General features: G+C 35.7%; 21 protein-coding genes and 1 pseudogene. 19 read left to right on the top strand and 3 right to left on the bottom strand.

From position 1 onward, the window contains the following. Nucleotides 1-11: 11 nt before the first annotated feature. The 7 genes from AEA09_RS08810 (at nucleotide 12) to AEA09_RS08785 (ending at nucleotide 4137) form a co-directional block, all read left to right on the top strand. Entirely contained in the window at nucleotides 12-1235 is a 1224-nt protein-coding gene (locus AEA09_RS08810) for a GNAT family N-acetyltransferase (protein ID WP_053583478.1), read from the top strand. Between the two features lie 59 nt (nucleotides 1236-1294). After that, nucleotides 1295-1609 carry a TIGR04104 family putative zinc finger protein gene (locus AEA09_RS08805; RefSeq protein WP_053583477.1) on the top strand — a complete coding sequence of 105 codons (315 nt, stop codon included), beginning with the start codon at nucleotides 1295-1297 and terminating at the stop codon, nucleotides 1607-1609. 380 nt (nucleotides 1610-1989) lie between these two features. Next, nucleotides 1990-2595, top strand: coding sequence for a CPBP family intramembrane glutamic endopeptidase (locus AEA09_RS08800; RefSeq protein ID WP_053583476.1), 606 nt, complete (start codon nucleotides 1990-1992; stop codon nucleotides 2593-2595). Nucleotides 2596-2940: 345 nt separating this feature from the next. Further along, nucleotides 2941-3150 carry a hypothetical protein gene (locus AEA09_RS08795; protein WP_053583475.1) on the top strand — a complete coding sequence of 70 codons (210 nt, stop codon included), beginning with the start codon at nucleotides 2941-2943 and terminating at the stop codon, nucleotides 3148-3150. Further along, complete coding sequence (locus AEA09_RS08790; RefSeq protein ID WP_053583474.1) at nucleotides 3151-3336, top strand: helix-hairpin-helix domain-containing protein; 186 nt, start codon at nucleotides 3151-3153, stop codon at nucleotides 3334-3336. After that, the gene (locus tag AEA09_RS20100) at nucleotides 3329-3496 is read left to right on the top strand and encodes a hypothetical protein (protein ID WP_169778066.1); all 168 of its coding nucleotides are present in this window, start codon (nucleotides 3329-3331) and stop codon (nucleotides 3494-3496) included. Before AEA09_RS08790 ends, AEA09_RS20100 begins: the two co-directional genes overlap by 8 nt. Nucleotides 3497-3504: 8 nt before the next feature. After that, nucleotides 3505-4137, top strand: a complete 633-nt coding sequence (locus tag AEA09_RS08785; protein WP_053583473.1) for a hypothetical protein — start codon at nucleotides 3505-3507, stop codon at nucleotides 4135-4137. 15 nt (nucleotides 4138-4152) lie between these two features. On the opposite strand, the gene AEA09_RS08780 is transcribed toward AEA09_RS08785, so the two are convergent. Next, the gene (locus AEA09_RS08780) at nucleotides 4153-4650 is read right to left on the bottom strand and encodes a hypothetical protein (protein ID WP_053583472.1); all 498 of its coding nucleotides are present in this window, start codon (nucleotides 4648-4650) and stop codon (nucleotides 4153-4155) included. Between the two features lie 93 nt (nucleotides 4651-4743). On the opposite strand from AEA09_RS08780, the gene AEA09_RS08775 reads away from it, so the two are divergent. The 6 genes from AEA09_RS08775 (at nucleotide 4744) to AEA09_RS08750 (ending at nucleotide 10381) form a co-directional block, all read left to right on the top strand. Further along, on the top strand, nucleotides 4744-5484 hold the full coding sequence (locus AEA09_RS08775; RefSeq protein ID WP_053583471.1) for a sulfite exporter TauE/SafE family protein: 741 nt from the start codon (nucleotides 4744-4746) through the stop codon (nucleotides 5482-5484). 10 nt (nucleotides 5485-5494) lie between these two features. Beyond that, nucleotides 5495-6439: a PD-(D/E)XK nuclease family protein gene (locus AEA09_RS08770; protein ID WP_082332609.1), complete on the top strand. Its 945-nt coding sequence runs from the start codon at nucleotides 5495-5497 to the stop codon at nucleotides 6437-6439. Nucleotides 6440-6800: 361 nt separating this feature from the next. Beyond that, nucleotides 6801-7100 (top strand): hypothetical protein, encoded by a 300-nt coding sequence (locus AEA09_RS08765; protein WP_053583470.1) that lies wholly within the window; start codon nucleotides 6801-6803, stop codon nucleotides 7098-7100. 292 nt (nucleotides 7101-7392) lie between these two features. Next, on the top strand, nucleotides 7393-8376 hold the full coding sequence (locus AEA09_RS08760) for an MBL fold metallo-hydrolase (RefSeq protein ID WP_053583469.1): 984 nt from the start codon (nucleotides 7393-7395) through the stop codon (nucleotides 8374-8376). A 20-nt stretch (nucleotides 8377-8396) separates the two neighbouring features. Beyond that, on the top strand, nucleotides 8397-8774 hold the full coding sequence (locus tag AEA09_RS08755; RefSeq protein WP_053583468.1) for a hotdog domain-containing protein: 378 nt from the start codon (nucleotides 8397-8399) through the stop codon (nucleotides 8772-8774). A gap of 1055 nt (nucleotides 8775-9829) precedes the next feature. Beyond that, nucleotides 9830-10381, top strand: coding sequence for a GNAT family N-acetyltransferase (locus AEA09_RS08750; protein ID WP_053583467.1), 552 nt, complete (start codon nucleotides 9830-9832; stop codon nucleotides 10379-10381). Nucleotides 10382-10579: 198 nt separating this feature from the next. Here the strand turns inward: AEA09_RS08750 and AEA09_RS08745 are convergent, their stop codons facing one another. Beyond that, a complete protein-coding gene (locus AEA09_RS08745) occupies nucleotides 10580-10975 on the bottom strand; it encodes a hypothetical protein (RefSeq protein ID WP_053583466.1) in 396 nt (131 codons plus the stop codon). A gap of 139 nt (nucleotides 10976-11114) precedes the next feature. Between AEA09_RS08745 and AEA09_RS20450 the strand changes: the two genes are divergently transcribed. From AEA09_RS20450 to AEA09_RS08735, 3 genes are all read left to right on the top strand, one after another. Then, complete coding sequence (locus AEA09_RS20450; protein ID WP_281176708.1) at nucleotides 11115-11249, top strand: hypothetical protein; 135 nt, start codon at nucleotides 11115-11117, stop codon at nucleotides 11247-11249. Between the two features lie 318 nt (nucleotides 11250-11567). Beyond that, nucleotides 11568-11765, top strand: coding sequence for a hypothetical protein (locus tag AEA09_RS08740; RefSeq protein WP_053583465.1), 198 nt, complete (start codon nucleotides 11568-11570; stop codon nucleotides 11763-11765). Nucleotides 11766-11986: 221 nt separating this feature from the next. Next, nucleotides 11987-12328, top strand: a complete 342-nt coding sequence (locus AEA09_RS08735) for a GNAT family N-acetyltransferase (protein WP_053584663.1) — start codon at nucleotides 11987-11989, stop codon at nucleotides 12326-12328. A gap of 536 nt (nucleotides 12329-12864) precedes the next feature. Here AEA09_RS08735 and AEA09_RS20615 read toward each other — a convergent pair. Next, nucleotides 12865-13269: pseudogene (locus AEA09_RS20615) on the bottom strand (helix-turn-helix domain-containing protein); the annotation flags it as partial. Between the two features lie 432 nt (nucleotides 13270-13701). Here AEA09_RS20615 and AEA09_RS08720 point away from each other — a divergent pair. The 3 genes from AEA09_RS08720 to AEA09_RS08710 all read left to right on the top strand — a co-directional run bounded on the left by AEA09_RS08720 (nucleotide 13702) and on the right by AEA09_RS08710 (nucleotide 18111). Next, nucleotides 13702-13977, top strand: a complete 276-nt coding sequence (locus AEA09_RS08720) for a hypothetical protein (protein ID WP_053583463.1) — start codon at nucleotides 13702-13704, stop codon at nucleotides 13975-13977. A gap of 810 nt (nucleotides 13978-14787) precedes the next feature. Continuing rightward, the gene (locus AEA09_RS08715) at nucleotides 14788-15363 is read left to right on the top strand and encodes a YdcF family protein (protein ID WP_053583462.1); all 576 of its coding nucleotides are present in this window, start codon (nucleotides 14788-14790) and stop codon (nucleotides 15361-15363) included. Between the two features lie 672 nt (nucleotides 15364-16035). Continuing rightward, nucleotides 16036-18111: a DNA topoisomerase gene (locus tag AEA09_RS08710; RefSeq protein WP_053583461.1), complete on the top strand. Its 2076-nt coding sequence runs from the start codon at nucleotides 16036-16038 to the stop codon at nucleotides 18109-18111. The last annotated feature ends 5 nt before the right edge of the window (nucleotides 18112-18116 follow it).

Genomic DNA, 18116 nt, shown 5'->3' with positions numbered 1-18116 from the left:
GAGAGAGAACGATGAATCAGCGAAAAGGATTAGTTATGCGTGATATTAAGCAAGAAGAAATGGCGCAATCAATCGACTTACTTAATTATGTTTTTCAAATATCCTTATCTATGAATAAGGACAGGCACTTTGTCAATTCCAAAAGTAGACAATTTGATGTGGGGCACGCGATTGGATGGTTTGATGGCAATCAGCTCGTGTCACAGATTTTAAATTTACCATTTCAAGTGAATGTCCATGGAAAGGTGTATGAAATGGGCGGCATTACCGCAGTCGGCACGTACCCAGAGTATTCAGGGTTTGGCTTAATGGAAAGCCTTATTATAGAGTGCTTGCAGCGGATGCGCGATGAGAAGCGCTATATTTCGTATTTGTTCCCATATTCCATTCCATATTACCGTAAAAAGGGATGGGAAATTATGAGCGATATTGTAGAGTTCCAAGTGAAGGATACACAGCTACCTCATTATAAAGGCTTAAATGGTAAAATACGTCGTGTTGCTCCGAAGCACGATGATGTAGTAGATATTTATGCGCGCTACGCAAAAAAAACACATGGTGTGATGGTGAGAAATAGTATTGCATGGAATGAAAAATTCCAAGAAGACTTCTGGGAAGAAAAGTTCATTGATAGTGATGTCAACTTACAGGCTGCAATTTATTACGATGAAAATGATGTGCCACAGGGATATTTATTTTACCGCATAATGGAAGAGAATTATTATATTGATGAAATTGTGTATTTACAAGAAGAGGCACGTAAAGGTCTATGGAATTTCGTATCTGCTCATAGGTCGATGGTATACAATGTGTACGGCAAAACAACGGGGAATGAAGCTGTCGCGTTTTTACTCGAAGATAGTGAAATTATTCAAAAAGTGTCACCGTATTTCATGGCACGTATAGTGGATGTGAAAGAATTTTTACTTCGTTATCCATTTGCAAAAAATACTTTTAATATTCGCTTAGCGGTAAGTGATCGCATTGTGGCATGGAATCATGGCACGTTTGATATTTCTGTATTAGACGGACAAGTCGTTGTCGAAAAAATCAGCGAGGAATTAGAAGATAACGCTGTGCAATTGACGGTGCAGACGCTTGCAACAATGCTTTTAGGCTATAAACGACCAAGCTATTTAGAGAAGATTGAACGTTTGCAAGGAGATCCATTACAGATCGGTTTACTAGAAGACATACTTCCAGTAGGCATTCCAACATTTATTGATTACTTTTAAGAAAAAGGCAGTGACCCTTCGCTATAATGTATGGCATACTTTATAGCGGAGGGGATTTTATGCCAAAATGTATTGAATGCAAGGAGAAGTGGACGTGGAAGCAGTCGATGCGATCAATCGTGTCTTTATCGCGTTTTCACGCATGTCCACACTGCCAGCAAAAACAAATGTTAACTTCAATGACACGTATTTCAATTTTACTACTAGTGTTTGTGCCATACGTAGCTATGCCATACGTAGTCGATGATGAAATTAAAAGTTCAGCGTTAACGATTGGCGTGGCAATTTACTTATTTGCGCTACTTATGATGATGCCGTTTTTAATGGATTTTCGGGTAATACCAAAGCATTTGCAAAAATACGCACAGAAGTAATACATATGAAGGCTTTCACTGATTTATGGTGGAAGCTTTTTTGTTGTTTTGGGCACAGCCTACCAAAGACCTCACGCACTAGGAGAAATAAAAAGAAGGCTCTGAGGTGAAGTCGGTAGAGTTAAGCTTTAGATTAAACGACGAGTAGGTAGCAGTATGCAGGATTATTAAATTCAACATTAAATGCATGAGGCGTTCGGTGTGTGTGCGTATCGGTTGCTTATTTCTTATATCTGCAAGTATGAAGGGTATAAATAATTCAGAAAAATAATTATAAACGATATTTATTTAATGTTTATCATTAAATATAATTTGCTTTTATAATTTCTATGCTCTATATTTGAATTGCAAATGACATTACAATGTAATGGAGGGATTAGATGATTGGAAATCTTATTAGTGCAGTTTTTCAAGTACTATTATTCTCAGTAATACCTTTTTTATGGTGGTTGGTATTTGCAAGAAAAGAACAGTCATTTTTTGCTTGGCTCGGTTTAAAAAAACCTATTATCGTAAATAAAAAAAGATTTATAGGGATAACCATTTTAAGCATAATCATATTAGTCGTACCCACTAATTTGCTTATCTACTATTTTGTGGATAGCTCGCTTTTAGCAACAAAGCGTTTTGCTGGACGTGGCTTTTCTGCAATAATACCCATCCTCATTTATGCAATTCTTCAGACAGGACTGTCCGAAGAGATCTTTTTTAGAGGTTTTTTAACAAAAAGGTTGATTCATACGTATGGTTTTAACAGAGGGAACTTAATTCAAAGTTTAGTATTTGGTGGCATTCATGGATTAATGCTTGTTACATATGTTCATTTTATAGGCGTTATATTAATTGTAATCGCTACTTCTTTTGCTGGATATTTAATGGGGTGGATAAATGAAAAGAAATCAAATGGTTCTATCATCTCTAGTTGGATTATTCATAGTGTAGTCAATATAATTGCTGCACTGCTAGCAATGTTTAATGTGCTTTAATTTGATTTCACTAGCCTTGTTCTTGATTTTTAAGAGAGAGGCTATTTTTATGAGGTCACTGAAAAACTCTAAAGTTGAAATTTTTTATAGTAATTATTTGCAGTAGCATTGCATTTTTGATAAGGATTTAGCGCGGCGGTGTGAGGCTCGTCGCTCGCCTGCGGAAAGCGAACACCAGAGCGCTAAATCCTAATGCTTGATTTTTATTAGAGTTTTATTGAGATAACCACTTTTTCAGTGCACTCATTTTTAAACACTCGCATTTTTGTATAAAGGGTACTTTGATGAGCACCATTTGCATTTAATTGTACTCCCTTGCATAATAAAGTGCAGAGGTGTTTACGAGTGAGCAGTATAGATAAGGTTTTTAGAGGCTTCTTGATTCTTGGTCTAGTGATGCTAGGAGGACGTATTGTAACGGCAATTTGTCGCTATTTTGAAATTGAATTTACGTCATTTTTTACAGATTATCATTTGGTGTCACTACTTATTTTAGTAATTGGCATTATTGGAATTGAGAGTAGAAACTATCAAAGAAAGAAGGGGAGAAAGTAAATGACAGAGTGGCCGAAAGGTGTAGCAAAGCCGGCGATCCGTGCCCTGAATGCGGCTGGTTTTACAGAATTAAAACAATTAGCCCATGTGGATTTATCGACGTTAAAAAATTTGCATGGTATGGGGCCAAAAGCACTCGCTGCGATTGAAACGGCATTAAAAGAAGGTAGGAAGTCAGTTGAATAAGTACAAAATATTTTTACTTGCAATGATGGTGTATTATATCATTGTCGTTGTGGCAATTAGTAAATTGTTTGTCATTCCTGTGATGAAATTTATGGCACTCCTTTTCTTTATTGGGGCAGGCTATCTTTATTCAAGAAGAATGACTAAGAAATTGCAATAGGAGGATTTATGCGAATACTTAAGCTAACCTTTTTTTATTTGATGATCATGCTCCTTGCCATGGCATTATCACTTGCAGGCGTACGTATGTCTGTGGCACTCGGCATTTTTGCGTTTATTGTGGTAGCAGTAATCTATCGTCATGTACATATTTTATATCGAACGAATAATATGCAACAGGTTGATAAATTTGTGAAGAATCAGAAGAAGCAGCCTTTTTTTGCTTATGTTTATGCGATTGCACATAGCACGAAAGCGGAGCAACTCCAAGTGCTTGATGAAGTGATTGTAAAAATCAAACAGCCTGCGATTAAGAATAATTATTTGTTTAACAAGGCGATCTTGGAGCAGGATATTACGGCAGCTAAGGAAGCGGCTGAAAAGATACAAAAAGAACCACTTACAAGCTATGCGCTATGCTATATTGCCGCACTTGAAGGGCGAACAACAGACATGCGTAGTGAAAAGCTTACTCAACATTGGATGCAGCCTGCGATTGAAGCTGTATTTGCCCACCAAATGAAGGATGAGACAGCATTCGATCGATTTACTAAAGAAAGTATTGACGCTGCACGAGGTATACAAAAGTATTCTTTAATACATAGCTTTAAACAAATGAAAAATGAGGTGAAAAAAAGCTAGTGCACAGAAGTGCTACTAGCTTTTTTTACTTAGTAAAAAACCTCGGATGATACCAGCCGAAAAAATAAGAGATAAGACGAACAGGAATAGATAGGCATGCCAATGTTGTAAAATACGATCACGCTCTAATGCCACAGCAAGGTCGTTCCATAAAGAATATGTAAAATAGAGCAAAATCGCATTTTTGATGAAGCAAAATGTCATCATCGCATTTTGCCGCTGTGCATGTGAAAGTGTCTCTTTATTTCTGCGTGGCAATGGATAGCCTGCTTTTATCTCTAAATAGTGCAGCAGTAAAAAAAGCATAAGTGCGACAAAGGGTAAATAAAATATCGCGATTTTTGGACCAAACTGCGCATGATCGCTATTAAAGCTTTGTAAAACAGGAATTAAAGCGGGTAACTTACTATACTGGATCACAGTTGCTGTAATTGCCGCAACAAAAATCGTTGCTACAATCATTGTTAGTCGCTTGCAAAAGAGGGGCATTGGTGTTTTTTGTAGTGCGTTCATCGATTCACCTCGTATTTAAACTCTATTAAAATGACATTCTGTTATACTTTAACATAAGAATTAGCGATTGCGTTGTAAAGAAAGAAGGATTAGATGGAATACTTATTGTTTTTATTTATAGGATTTGTAGGAAATATCATCGGTACATTAGTCGGTGGAGGCGGTTTGATAACGTTACCGACAATGATGCTTATTGGCGTACCTGTACATTCGGCCATTGGTGCCAACAAGGTATCAAATATGGTGAGTGCATTTTCAAGCTTTTATTCGATTTTTAGAAGAAAGGAATTGTCTTTGCAAGAGTTACGCCCTGTATTACTCATATCTGTAATCGGTGGGACATTGGGCGGATTGATTGCCTCGTTTATGAGTAGCCAAACGTTAACATTTATTGCGATACTTTTACTAGGTTTTGCGCTTGTAATGTCCTTTATCGGTGGTGGGGATTTTGGCGACAAGTCAACCTTTACGATGAACCGAAAAAATGGTTCGATCTTGCTCGGTATTGGTATTTATGATGGCATGTTCGGACCAGGAAGTAGTACGCTCGCTCTTTATACATATGCCTATGAAAAAATTTCATATATCAAAGCGGTCGGCTTATCACGAGTTGGTGTGTTTGCCATGTGCTCGGGGGCTGCTGTAACGTATATTGCAACAGGGAAAATTGAGTGGCCGATGACGCTTGCATTAATGGCTGGTTCGATTTTAGGTGCGCAAGTAGGCATTATACTCGCTCGAAAAGTAAAGGCGAGCCAAGTGAAGGTACTGTTGCGAGCTATCACAATTTTGTTGATGCTACAATTGGTCTATGATTTCATCTCACAACTTTAGGAGGGGTTAAATGTTTGAAATAACACCATATCCAGCATTTTCTTGGTCTTTTTCGCGCCATAAAACATTAGCGGGCTGTGCGAAAAAATATGGCTATGATTATTATTTTTCGCATAATGGCTGGCTTAGCTATAATGCGGACCCTTTACACCAACATGTGTATCGTTTAAAAAAGCTTCAATCGATGCCTATTTTATTCGGACAAATTGTCCATCATATCATTGAACAAACGATTGTCCATTATTTGCAAACAGGAGAAGTGCCGACTGTAGCAGAACTGGTGAACAGAGCCCGTGGGCAACTCAATGCTGCATTTATCGATTCCACACGTAATCGGGATTTATGGATACAAAAGCCCAATAAATTTTATATGATGCAAGAGGTTTATTATGACGGTAAGTTGGAGCCAGCCATTGTGGCAGATTACAAGGAACGAATGCATACAATTTTTGAAAACTTTCTGCATAGTGAAACCTTTCAGCAAATTACTGCTAGTAAAGGGTCATTACGAATTGGTGAACCAGAGCAGTTTCGCACGATGAAAATAGACGATACGCAAGTATTTGTCGTGATGGATTTTCATTATTTCGATGAAGTTGCTGACAAGTGGATCATTATTGACTGGAAAACGGGCGGAGAGTCTGACGATGACCGACAACAATTAGCACTATATGCGTATTATGTGCAAGAGAAATACCGTGTACCTCTTGAGAATATTGAGGTCTACAATGAATATTTGAAAACAGGCCAGCGGAAAAAATACTTGCTAACCCATTTTGACATTGAAAACACTTTGCATACATTTCAGAGAAGTGTACTGGAAATGAAGAAATACCAAGCAGATATATTCACTAATGAGCCGATTGACTTTGAAGATTTTGAGCAAACATCTGAGGAATGGCAGTGTTTGCGCTGTAATTATAAAGAATTATGTGTACATGGAAAAGGTAAATAATAAAACCAAGCAGACTGTATCCAAACTCGAATAATTTCAAGTTTGGATACAGTCTTTTTTCTTTTACAATAAATATGGATGAATACTACCGTTGGAGTCTCCGCCCTCCCCTCTAATAAACTAAATATGTAAATATTACAGTCTACTATAAAAAAAATTTTTGAAGTGATGGAAGATGATGACGAAGAAACAAATCAATGAACGAGAACAGTAAGAAGCGCTGACAATTGATCTGTTGGTGCCACAAGACCATTTAGTTCGAAAACTAGAGGCTGTAATCGTTCTTTTCGTTTATCTATCTATTAATTAAAGGTAAACCCATTGTATTGTCGAATATTGTAGATAAAGGGGATGAGTATTCGTGCAAACCAAAATTAGAAAAGTAAAGTTTGAGAGAGAAAGAAAAAATCCTTTGTATAATGTTATTATGGAGTGTCCTGAAGGAAAAGAATTGTATGTTAAATTTGATTATACTTATGCTACAGGTAATTATTGGCCACTAGAAGTCAATTATAATAAAAAGAATTATGGTGCAAAACTTGCTTGGTATACGAGAGAAGTTGAAAATATGACCGTCAAATTATTTTTAGAGACCATTGCAAACAAAATTAACAAAAAATACAACTTTGAATTAAAAGTAAATCAGAATTACGTAGAATAAGATATTTTAAGCCTGCCACAGATAATTGTGGCAGGCTGTTTTAGAATGTGGGAATATAAGGTATTATTGAAATGATGGGAGGGGAGAAATTCGAGATTAACGATAAGGCTATTTTCTAAAAGTTTGTTGCTTTTCAACTAGTTGAATTAAAAGGTGAATTTCAGAAAGACATATAAGGTTTTTAGTAAGAATTTCTTAACTAAAGATAAATTACTCTGCACATGCATGAAATTTAACTGATTGAACGCTCAATCATAATTGTTTAGTTCATTAAATTTAGGAGGAATAGCTTATGAAAAAATCCAGTATTATTTTCTTCGAAAGAAAATTCCCAAGTGCAAACATGATTCTTATTAAGGATCAGCTACCAATTCTAGTTGATACTGGTTTTGGGAGTGATGTGAAAGAGACAGAAGAATTAATTAAAGAAGTAGGTGTTTCACCAGAAGAATTACACCTTATTGTGAACACGCACTATCATAGTGATCATGTAGGAGGTAATTTTCATCTTCAAAAAAATTATGGTGTACCAATTGCTGCTCATAAATGGGACGCCGATTTAATTAATTCTTGTGACCCTGAAACTGGTAGTGCAGAATGGTTAGATCAGCCTGTAGAACCTTATCGAGTCGATACAAAGCTCTCAGATAATGACGAGATTCATACGGGAAGTAGGATTTTTAGAGTCTTGCACACACCGGGACATACGTTAGGGCATATTTCTCTATATGAACCAGAAGAAGAGATATTAATTTGTGGGGATCTCTTTCACAAAAATGACATCGGTTGGTCAAATATTTTTCGAGAGGGTGTCTCAGCCATCCAACGATCACTGGAAAGTTTGGATGGGTTGTCAAAGCTCCGAATTCAACAGGCATATTCAGGACATGGACCCCAAATGGAGAATCCCATGGCTGCCATTGATGCAGCAAGGGGACGGTTTGAAAAGTGGCTCACTATGCCAGAAAAAGTTGCATGGCATGCCTGCAAGAGGATTTTTTCATTCACATTAATTATTAAAAATGGATTAGCAAAAGAAGAAATCGATAACTACTTACTAAAGTGCGGTTGGTTTCAAGATTTTGCACGCTACTCTTTTCAGCTTCAGCCAGAAGAATTTATTCAAGTACTGCTCGATGAAATGATTCGCTCTGGTGCAGCAAGCTGGCATAATAATCATTTAATCGCTACCGCTCCATACAATGCACCTGAGAAGACATGGATGAATAAGAACATAAAGCCGAAAGAATGGAAAGTTCAAGAATTTCTAAAATAATTAAAAAGGGGAGAATGTATATGCCATTAAAAGTAGGAGATATCATTGCGTTTGAACGGACTTTCACAGTAAGGGATGTTGAATTATTTACAGAGATATCAGGTGATGAAGGAATTCATCATAAAACCCCAGATGAACAAGGAAGACTAGTAATTCAAGGGTTATTAACGGCAACTCTACCAACAAAAGTAGGGGGAGATTATAGCGTAATGGCCCGTAATATGAATTTTGAATTTTTAAGACCTGTGTTTACGGGGGATACCATCATTTGTGAAGTGAAAATCGAAAAATACGAAAAACAAGATAATAATAGAACAGCTATTAGTACAACCTTTTTATGTAAAAATCAGAATGAAAAAGAAGTAGTAAAAGGGGATTTTTCAGGTGTAATACTTTAAGTTCTTAAAGCGTTCTTTATTAAACAGAGGTTTCGTGTTCAATTCAATAAGATTTAAAAAAATGCATTGGATCGCATTTAACCAATGTGTTTTTTTATGTTAATTTGTAGAAAATCTATATAGTCCTGCAATACTTACTTAGTCTAGTGACATGATGTTCGTTATTATTTTGTCAGTGCTAGGATAAACTTGTCGTGATTAGTTTCCTCTTGCATACACTTTGAATGAGCATTACGCCATATGTCACTTTTGTCATATCATGGTCTCCTGGAAATTGAACATTTATTTTTGCTTCTTCATTATTGATTGGTCAAACGCTTTGGAGTTTAACAGTATGTTGACCTTTTTGTGTTTCAAAGTTTACCCAATATGGATTTTTTATAAAATTGAAGAGAAGTAGAAAGTTGATTAATCGAATTTAATATAGGATATTATTAAAATAATAGATAATTTACACAATAATCATATTCGGTGAAATTAAGAAGAATAGAGGGTTTTTGCAGTGAAAGAAAAAATTAATTTATGGTCATTTGTCTCTTCGATAATTAGTGTTGTATTATTTTTTAGCTATTCTTTTGTGCCTAGTGTAGGCAAAACCAATAGTTCTTATGTTTTTTTGCATCCTTTAGCTATAATTTTATACATGACATTGATAACCTTTTATTTTGGATTACTTGGCTTCTCTAGAGTTAAAGGATGGAAAGGTATGGTAAGGAGTGTGTGGACGATAGTTAGTACATTGGGATTATTAGTGATTTTGTCTTTCATTCTATTTTTTGGAAGTTTATTAAGCTAACCTTGGTAGGGTTGCAGAAATCAGTATTATACATAACAAACTATTTTGTGATTGGTTTTCTCTCGAAAGAAATAATTGACTATATGTTGAAATGGATTATATTCAAGGACAACTAATGACCAACTATAATATTCTAACTTCAATAAATAATACTTCTAGCAATCACATTATAAATTACAACTTTCATTGGAAATTGATTTTAAGGAAAAAGATCGTTTTAGGAAAAGGTTAAAAGGAGAATTAAAAGGGAGAGAACAAGATGTTTCCAATATTAGAGACAGATAGGCTGCTATTAAGAGAAATAACACTTGATGATTCAGAAAGCATTTTTAATTGTTTTTCTAACGACGAAGTAACACGCTATTATGGACAAGATACTTTTGAGAATATAGAACAAGCAGAAAAAATAGTTGAATTCTTTTTAATAAATTTTAAAGAAAAAAGAGGGATACGGTGGGGGATTGAAAGAAAGGGAACAAAGGGCATAATTGGAACAATTGGCTTTAATGCTTGGTCACCTAATCACAAACGAGCAGAAATTGGTTATGAAATTCATCCCGAGCAATGGAGAAACGGATATACTTTGGAAGCACTATCTAAAGTGGTTTCGTATGGTTTTGAAACTATGGGGCTAACTCGTATAGGGGCTGTTGTTTTTATTGAAAACGAAGCATCTAATAAGTTGCTTACCAAAATTGGATTTAAAAAAGAAGGGGTTCTTAGGGATTATATGTATCAAAATTCTATAGCGCACGATACAAATGTATATTCAATTCTTAAAAGGGATAAGGCGGAAGTTTCATTCAAGTAATAGAATATTATTGGAATAGACCCCTCCGAAATTTGAAATGGTCTCATAAAAAAGTGGCTACCTGAATGATACTTAGTGACATTCAGGTAGCCAACTATAAAACTGTAATTGAAATAAATAGAAATTATAGCAACGGCTATTAAAAAACATCATCTCACAGACAAAACTCATTTTGTCTCGTGACATGATGCTTTTGTTTTATTTTACTAGTGCTAAGATAAACTCGTCGCGATTAGCTTCCTCTTGCATGACACTGTCTACGAGCATTGCGCCATTTCTCACATTCGTCATGTCTCGATCAACTAAAAATTGAACATTAACCTTTTCATTTTTATTGTTGACTGGGCATTCACCTTCGAATTCCACTACATCCTGGCCTTTTTGTGTTTCGAAGTATATCCATTTTGGATTTTTACATGTCAAATCAAATGCTTTTTCTAATGACTGACTACTATTTTCTACAGAATAGTTTTTTACATATGTTATGTATTCATTATCGGTAATATCTTTTTGTGGTCCGTAAAAATACCAAAATATACCCAATATGCCAATTGGTATAATCCAAAGTATATTACGTTTACTTAATTTCCCCATGTAATCATCTCCCTTTATAGTTGTATTTTATCATCTTGATACGCATTTTAGCTAGCTTAATATAATAATTTCTAGTTAAATCTTTTATTTCGTTGTATGTGGAATGGTCTAGACGTTTGTTCTGCGGAGGGGAAGGAAGTTGCGAGCATTATTAATTGCTGAGAAGCCATCTTTAATGCGTGATATAGAGAGAGTAGCGAAGAAAATGTGCATACCCTTTACGATTGATTTGACGTCATTTGTTGGGCATGTAGAAAATACAAGGTTTTTTTAGAACAATAAAATTTGGATACTCTTATAGTCTTTAAATGGTTTAGAAATAGGATAGAGTTATAGAAAACTTCTTTATAACAATAACAGACATTTTTGATTTGTTTAATCACGGGAAATCATTTTCATAAATCGATTTCCTGTGATTAAACACGAATGTTATTGTCTTTTTTAAGATTTATTTTGATTTAAAGACGATTATTATTTTTTATTTAAGGCAGTTTTCTCAAGTCTGATTTTCCAAACATGTAAAATAAAGATCTCCCAGCAACTAACGGCGCATTTAGTGAAATAGTAAATCTAAGAGGAGGCGCGTTTTATTATGAGGAAATTATTTGGTGTTGGGATTGGGACATTATTAACAGGTTTTATTTTATGTAGTAATTCGGCGAGTTTTTTTAGTTCTGGTGCACCTGGAATCGAAAGTTCCTATCTAGGTTTTATAGGTTTCACAATCTTGTATTTAGCAAGCGTAATGGCAGTTTGTACATATATGATTATCAAATATAAAAGTAAGTAGATAAAATTGTACTTTTACTTATTGTACTAATGTGGGCAAGAGTTTAAAATCAAGCTGAAGAATTCAAAGGCAGCTTTTCTAATTGAGCTACCGCGCAGGTTAGTTGAATAAGCTCAACTTAAAAGAGTGAGTGTATTAAAAAAGTAAATCTTAATGGGGGTTAGATTTTGACTGTAGAGATTTTGAGTTATATCAAAAGACCTATTAAAGCTAACGAACTTATGAAACTTTATTGCTATGTAGGTTGGTGGGAAGAAAGAAAAGAACAGGATATTGATAAAATGTTAAAACAAGAAGTTTCGGTTGGTGCTTGGAAAGGCGATGAACTTATAGGTTTTGCAAGAGCTGTTTCAGATGGTAAATTCAGGGCTTATATTGAAGACGTTGTAATACATAAAGAATTTCAAAAGTTAGGTATAGGTACAAAACTTGTGTCCGTTCTTTTAGAAGAATTATCACACATTGATGTGATTAGCTTGTTTTGTGAAGAACATTTAATTCCTTTTTACGAGAAAATAGACTTTAGAAATAGTAAATCTCAATTTATAATGCACAAAAAATGAAACATACGTTATAGAACTAAAGACAGCAATCGCTGTCTCTTTTTACTACTTAAATGTTTCAAAATAAGCTGTAACTCATTTATTTTAGTTTTCTGAAATATACTGTTCAGCAAGAATCAGTCTTGATGTTTCCGCCTCCTGAAACGACTTTCCTACACGATAATTGCCAATAGTCACCTCTATCACTTCCGAATTGTCACCCCATTGAAAACCCTTTTACCTTGATAGTTGCTATACTCGTCCAACCAATTATAGAAGGGAATAAGGTTGTTCAAATAGCTATTAATCGTACTTTTGGCATTCCTCCCTATACAATCGTGGTAATAGTTTGTTAAAGGTAGAAAAGGTTCGTTTTTATGACAAACCAATAATTAATAATTAGTAATTAACCATCTTACTTTATGAATTTAATCTAATTTCAGCTCGTTATTAACAGGGATAGCAGGTTCTCGATTGTTATTTATAACGGGGTTTTCAAACATTTTCGTGATAGGTCATACTCTGGTTTGCCTGATGTCTTCGATAGGAGTTTAAATCGGACTTAAATTTTCACGGATTGCATTTTTGATGAAACCATCAGGATCCTTCACTTTAGATGGTGCCTGCTGCATTATCAATAATATTTCCAAGGTCCGTTTTTTCCCTCCGACGGATAGGATTGATAACATATCAACAGTAGGGGAAGTAAGAGTAACTGCTTGATACGCCTGTTTCACTAACTCTGTTTCATCGACTTTTGGTTTTATACTACCTTTTTGTTAAACCTCACTAACTGGTCTCATTTTATTAAGTTTCAATAGATCAGATTCAATTACTCTCCAGCCTTCTTTATCGCCATTTCTATAAGCGTTAGGGAATTTACCTGACCTTATCCAACGTTTAATAGTTTCTTCGTGTTTACCTAATAATTCAGCCACTTCTTTTACTTTATATTTTTTCAAGCTATTGTCTTAAAACAGAATGTATGTTTCGGGAGTGTACGTTCTATTTTACCGCGATGTTTAATCGCGGTATATATTTACTTGTATAGGTTAGTTAGTGTATTAAATGTGGTCGTTTAGAGGCCTAACAAACAAAAAAAGCACACCACTATATATAAGTGATGTACAAATTATTTAATTTAATGTGTGCCATTAAAGAGTCGGCATGCGCTTTTTCTCCGTCTACTTCCGCTATGTCATTTGTTCCTATCGTCTCCGCAAGGTCTTTGGTGTGTCATAGACAATCACTATACCTGTTAAAAGAATCGAAAAGAGATACGAAACGAACGTAATTTTTTACACTAGATAAAAAAAATGTGAAAATTTTGTGAACAAATTCAGAATTTTATGTTAGAATAAAATTGTAAGAATTAACTGGAAGAGGTGGATTTTATGATGCTTTTAGGACCTTTATTGCTTTCTTTTATACCGGTAGTTATAATTTTGGCACTTACAAGATGGTTTAGAAATAAAGAATTTCCATTTTTAATAAAAATGCTTCCAGGCATTGTATCAATTGTTTTTGCCATTACTTTATTTTATAGTGGAGTTGTTAATGTAAGAGGATTTTTAGGTTTATCCTATGGTATCCTTTCCCTTGCTCTAATAGCAGGTGGTTTTATATCTTTATTTATCGGTAAAAACATAAGCCACAAAAGTTATATTTAAACAATAAATTAGAAAGCAGAAGAACATGCTAACCCTTCTGCTTTTTTTGTGAGCCAACGCCTAGTTTTTTCGGATTTGATGAAGGCAGTTTTCATATAGATTGTTGCGGTCTTGAAAATACTGATCATGGCTGAATATAATGCAGTTTCAGAAGGTGTTCAATAATGTTAAAATATGGGTATGGAGCAGTCGGAGAATTTTAAAAAAGTAGATCAACTAGCCTTATTTAAGTCAATTAAACAAGTCCTATATCCAAAAGGAGGAAATGAATGGAAAAAGTACTTCCTAAGATTAAGGAGTCTCGCTTTTCCTCTGGCTTAGGTTGTCTTCGTTGTGAAAGTACTGCTGTAAAACGTAATGGTAATTATTGTTTTAGATAAAGGTACTTATGTGAGGGTTGTGTAAAAACATTTAATGATATGAGAAATAGGCCTTTTTTAGGTTCGCATGATCCAGATAAATGGATAAAATACAGTAAAATGATGATGGACGGAGTTACACTACTTTTTAGCATCTTCTAGCTTCTCAATTTGGCGCTCTTGTCGCATGATCTTCTCGTAGTTTGAAAAACAGAAACTCAAAGTACACACACTGAATATAATCGTTAATAGAAATATCATTACCACCACCTCACTTTTGAAATGATCTTATTTCATCAAGTTCATTCCACCTTTGTAAATTAAATCCCTGATATTCCTCTAATTTCTAATAAACTAATTAAATACTTCACATACTCTACATTTTACATATTGATATTTACCATCGATTATTTATATAATGACAATCATTACTGCTTATAAGGGAGGAACAATGAAAAAGCTACTGAAACCCATCATTGTTTTGCTGTCGTTAATTACAGCCTTTTTCCTTTGCCTACACTTACTTATCGTATTTGAGGGCAAAGATACTGCAATCGATAATGCGGATTATCTCATTGTCTTAGGTACACGCCTAGACGGAGACAAGCCCTCAAGTTTATTATTTGAGCGCATTAAGACGGCAGCTACATACTTGAAAGAAAACCCAGATACAATAGCGATTGCTTCTGGTGGCCAAGGGGTGGACGAGATTGTTCCAGAAGCCTCAGTGATCAAAGAATCTCTAATGCAATTAGGCATTGATGAGCAACGTATTATAACCGAATCCAAATCCACTCGTACTATTGAAAACTTCAAGTATTCAATGGATTATATAGACGAAGATTCCACAGTTGTAGTTGTAACAAATCGATTCCATCTATATCGCTCCAAAGCCATAGGTGAAGATTTAGGTCTTAATGTTTCCGGTTTACCGGCCGCAACACCTTCTGAATTTCGTGTAAAGTATTACTTCAGAGAATATTTAGCTATCGTAAAGTATTACCTAGAAAAGTTTCATATCATCTAACAGCATAGGAGGCTCACACCAGGACAATGACACTAACATCTACACAAAAATAAACTATTCAATCATTTCCCCGAAGGATCTAACTCATCTCGAGCGTACTTTAAGTGATTACACCGACACAAAGATAGGCGGACCAGCTGATGTAGTTTTTTTTTGAACAGGTACAGCCAAACCGTAGAAGTTGTGAACTATTATGGTAACGAAGAGATTCCATTAACAATTTTGGGGGAACTGTTCTAATCTAATCGTTAAGGAAGGCGGCATACGGGGGGGATTTTTATTCCTTAAGAATCTACCAGATATCGATAGAGAAGGAAACGCGATCATAGCGCAATCCGGTGCAACTATTATCGAGGTATCAGAATTTGCACAAACAAACTCTTTAACAGGATTTGGATTTGCCTGTGGTATTTCTGGTTCAGTAGGAGGTGCTAAGAGATTCAAACAAAAGAAAGGGGAAAAATATATCATAGAAAATTAATAGAACATATATATTAAAGCCCCCAACTTAAGCTGCTGGGGGCTTTAATATCGTTCAAGTGCTTGATTTCCCACATCTTTTTTTTTCGAGTCTCTCTTGTATTTTTGGCATTTTATCTTTTTATACATAGAATACTGAAGTAGTTTAAGCTATAATAAATGAAACGTTTGTTCTGTAAAGGAGGGAAAGGTTTGCGAGCCTTATTAATTGCAGAAAAGCCATCGCTCATGCGTGATATTGAACGAGTGGCAAAAAAAATGAGCCTACCCTTTACGATTGATTTTGCGTCATTTGTTGGACATGTAGTTGAGCTAAAGGAACCACATGAATATAAAGCCGAATGGAAGAAGTGGGATTTGGCGTTATTGCCGATGGTGCCACAGCGTTTTGAGTTTCGGGTGAAAAAAACGGCATATAAGGTGTATGAGGATATTGCAAGTAAATTAAAGAATAATCACTACGATTTTGTCATTAATGCGTGTGATGCTGGAATGGAAGGAGAAAACATTTTTTATTCGTTTTATAAAAAAGTAGGTTGCCAACTTCCAGTGAAGCGGTTTTGGACGTCACAAACGACTGATTCGGGTATTCGTCAAGCATTAGAGCATTTACTTGATGAACGGGATCCGCTTATCCGAAATTTACGTAATGCAGCGATGTATCGGACGATTTTTGATTGGTTGATTGGGCTCAACTTAACGAGGGCAGCGACGGTAAAAGGTGGCCGTACAGTAAAAGTTGGGCGTGTAATGACGCCGACACTAGCGATTGTTGTGCAGCGAGAGCTAGAAATTCGAAACTTTGTGCCGCAACCATATTTTCAAATTGCAGGCCATTTTAACGGCTTTTCGGCACTGTGGGTAGATCGTACGCGTAAGGTGAACCGAGTGGAGACAAAGGAGCAGGCGGAAGGTATTTGGCAGAAGCTTGGTCCACTAGCGATTGTGGAGGACTTAAACACAGAACGTAAGACGATTTTTGCTCCATCGTTACACTCTTTACTGGAATTACAAAAAGAAGCGAATAAGTTTTATGGTATAACGTCTGCTAACACGTTAAAAATTGCGCAAAGCTTATACGAGAAGAAGCTGATAACCTATCCACGTACGGAATCAAAGCATTTACCGACAGATTTTGCATTGGGCATTGATAAACATTTACAAGCACTTTCCGCATTACCTGAATATACAAATGTCGTAGAGGGGTTGCGTGCGAATTCAACACATATTCAAAAAGTCATGCATTCAAAACGCTATGTGGATGATAAAAAGTTAACCGACCACCACGCAATTACGGTGACGGATACAGTGCCAAAGCTGGAAAAACTAAATCCACTTGAGCAAAAAGTCTATCATTTAATAGCAAAAAGGTTGCTTGCTATTTTTATGCCACCGTATGTACTTGATAAAACTGTGATGTTTTTATCATCAAATGGAGAGTTCTTGAAGGCTAGTGGCAATATGGTCATTGATAAGGGATTTTCGGTATTGTACGAGACACATCGTAAAAAAGAGGAAATGCCGTTACCGTTGCTAACAAAAGGGCAGGAAGTACCACTTCTAGGCAAGGAAATACTATCGAAAATGACAGAGCCACCTGCTCGCTATACGGATAGCACATTACTCGATGCAATGTTTCATGCAGGTCGTTTTGTTGAGGACAAAAATTTGCAGGCCAGTTTAAAGGACGCAGAAGGTATTGGCACATCTGCAACACGTGCTGAAATTTTAGAGAAGTTAATTACAATTGGAATGATGGCACGTGAGAAAAAATCCTTTGTTGCGACGCAATTTGGCATTGATGTGATTGCTAGTTTGCAGGGACATGATGTTGTGTCGCCGGTACTAACTGCCATATGGAGTAAAAAACTCAAGGACATAGTCGATGGTAAGCTATCTTCAGCAGCATTTTATCAGGAAATGCTTACTTTTATTGATGAAACGACAGCAAGTATGAAGGCATTAGAGATGGAAGTAGCTGAAAAAGAAATAGTAAAGGTTGGCCGTTGTGTTGAGTGTGGCAGTGATGTAGTCGAAGGCTTTAAAGGTTATAGCTGTACGAATAAAGCGTGTAAATTTTTCATTGCGAAAGTCATTATGAAGGGAAAAATTACACCGACAGACGCGAGAAAGTTACTGCTCGGCAAAGATACCCGTGAAATACGTTTTACATGGAAAAGTGGGAAAAAGGGTAAGGCAAAACTAAAACTAGAAAATGCGAAATTGGCATTTGTCTTTGCAAATACAGAACAAAATGGAAAGGGTTAAAAAGA

The sequence above is a fragment of the Lysinibacillus contaminans genome, from assembly GCF_001278945.1.
In the GTDB taxonomy this organism is placed as follows: domain Bacteria; phylum Bacillota; class Bacilli; order Bacillales_A; family Planococcaceae; genus Lysinibacillus; species Lysinibacillus contaminans.
This window is presented reverse-complemented; position numbering and strand designations above follow the sequence as displayed.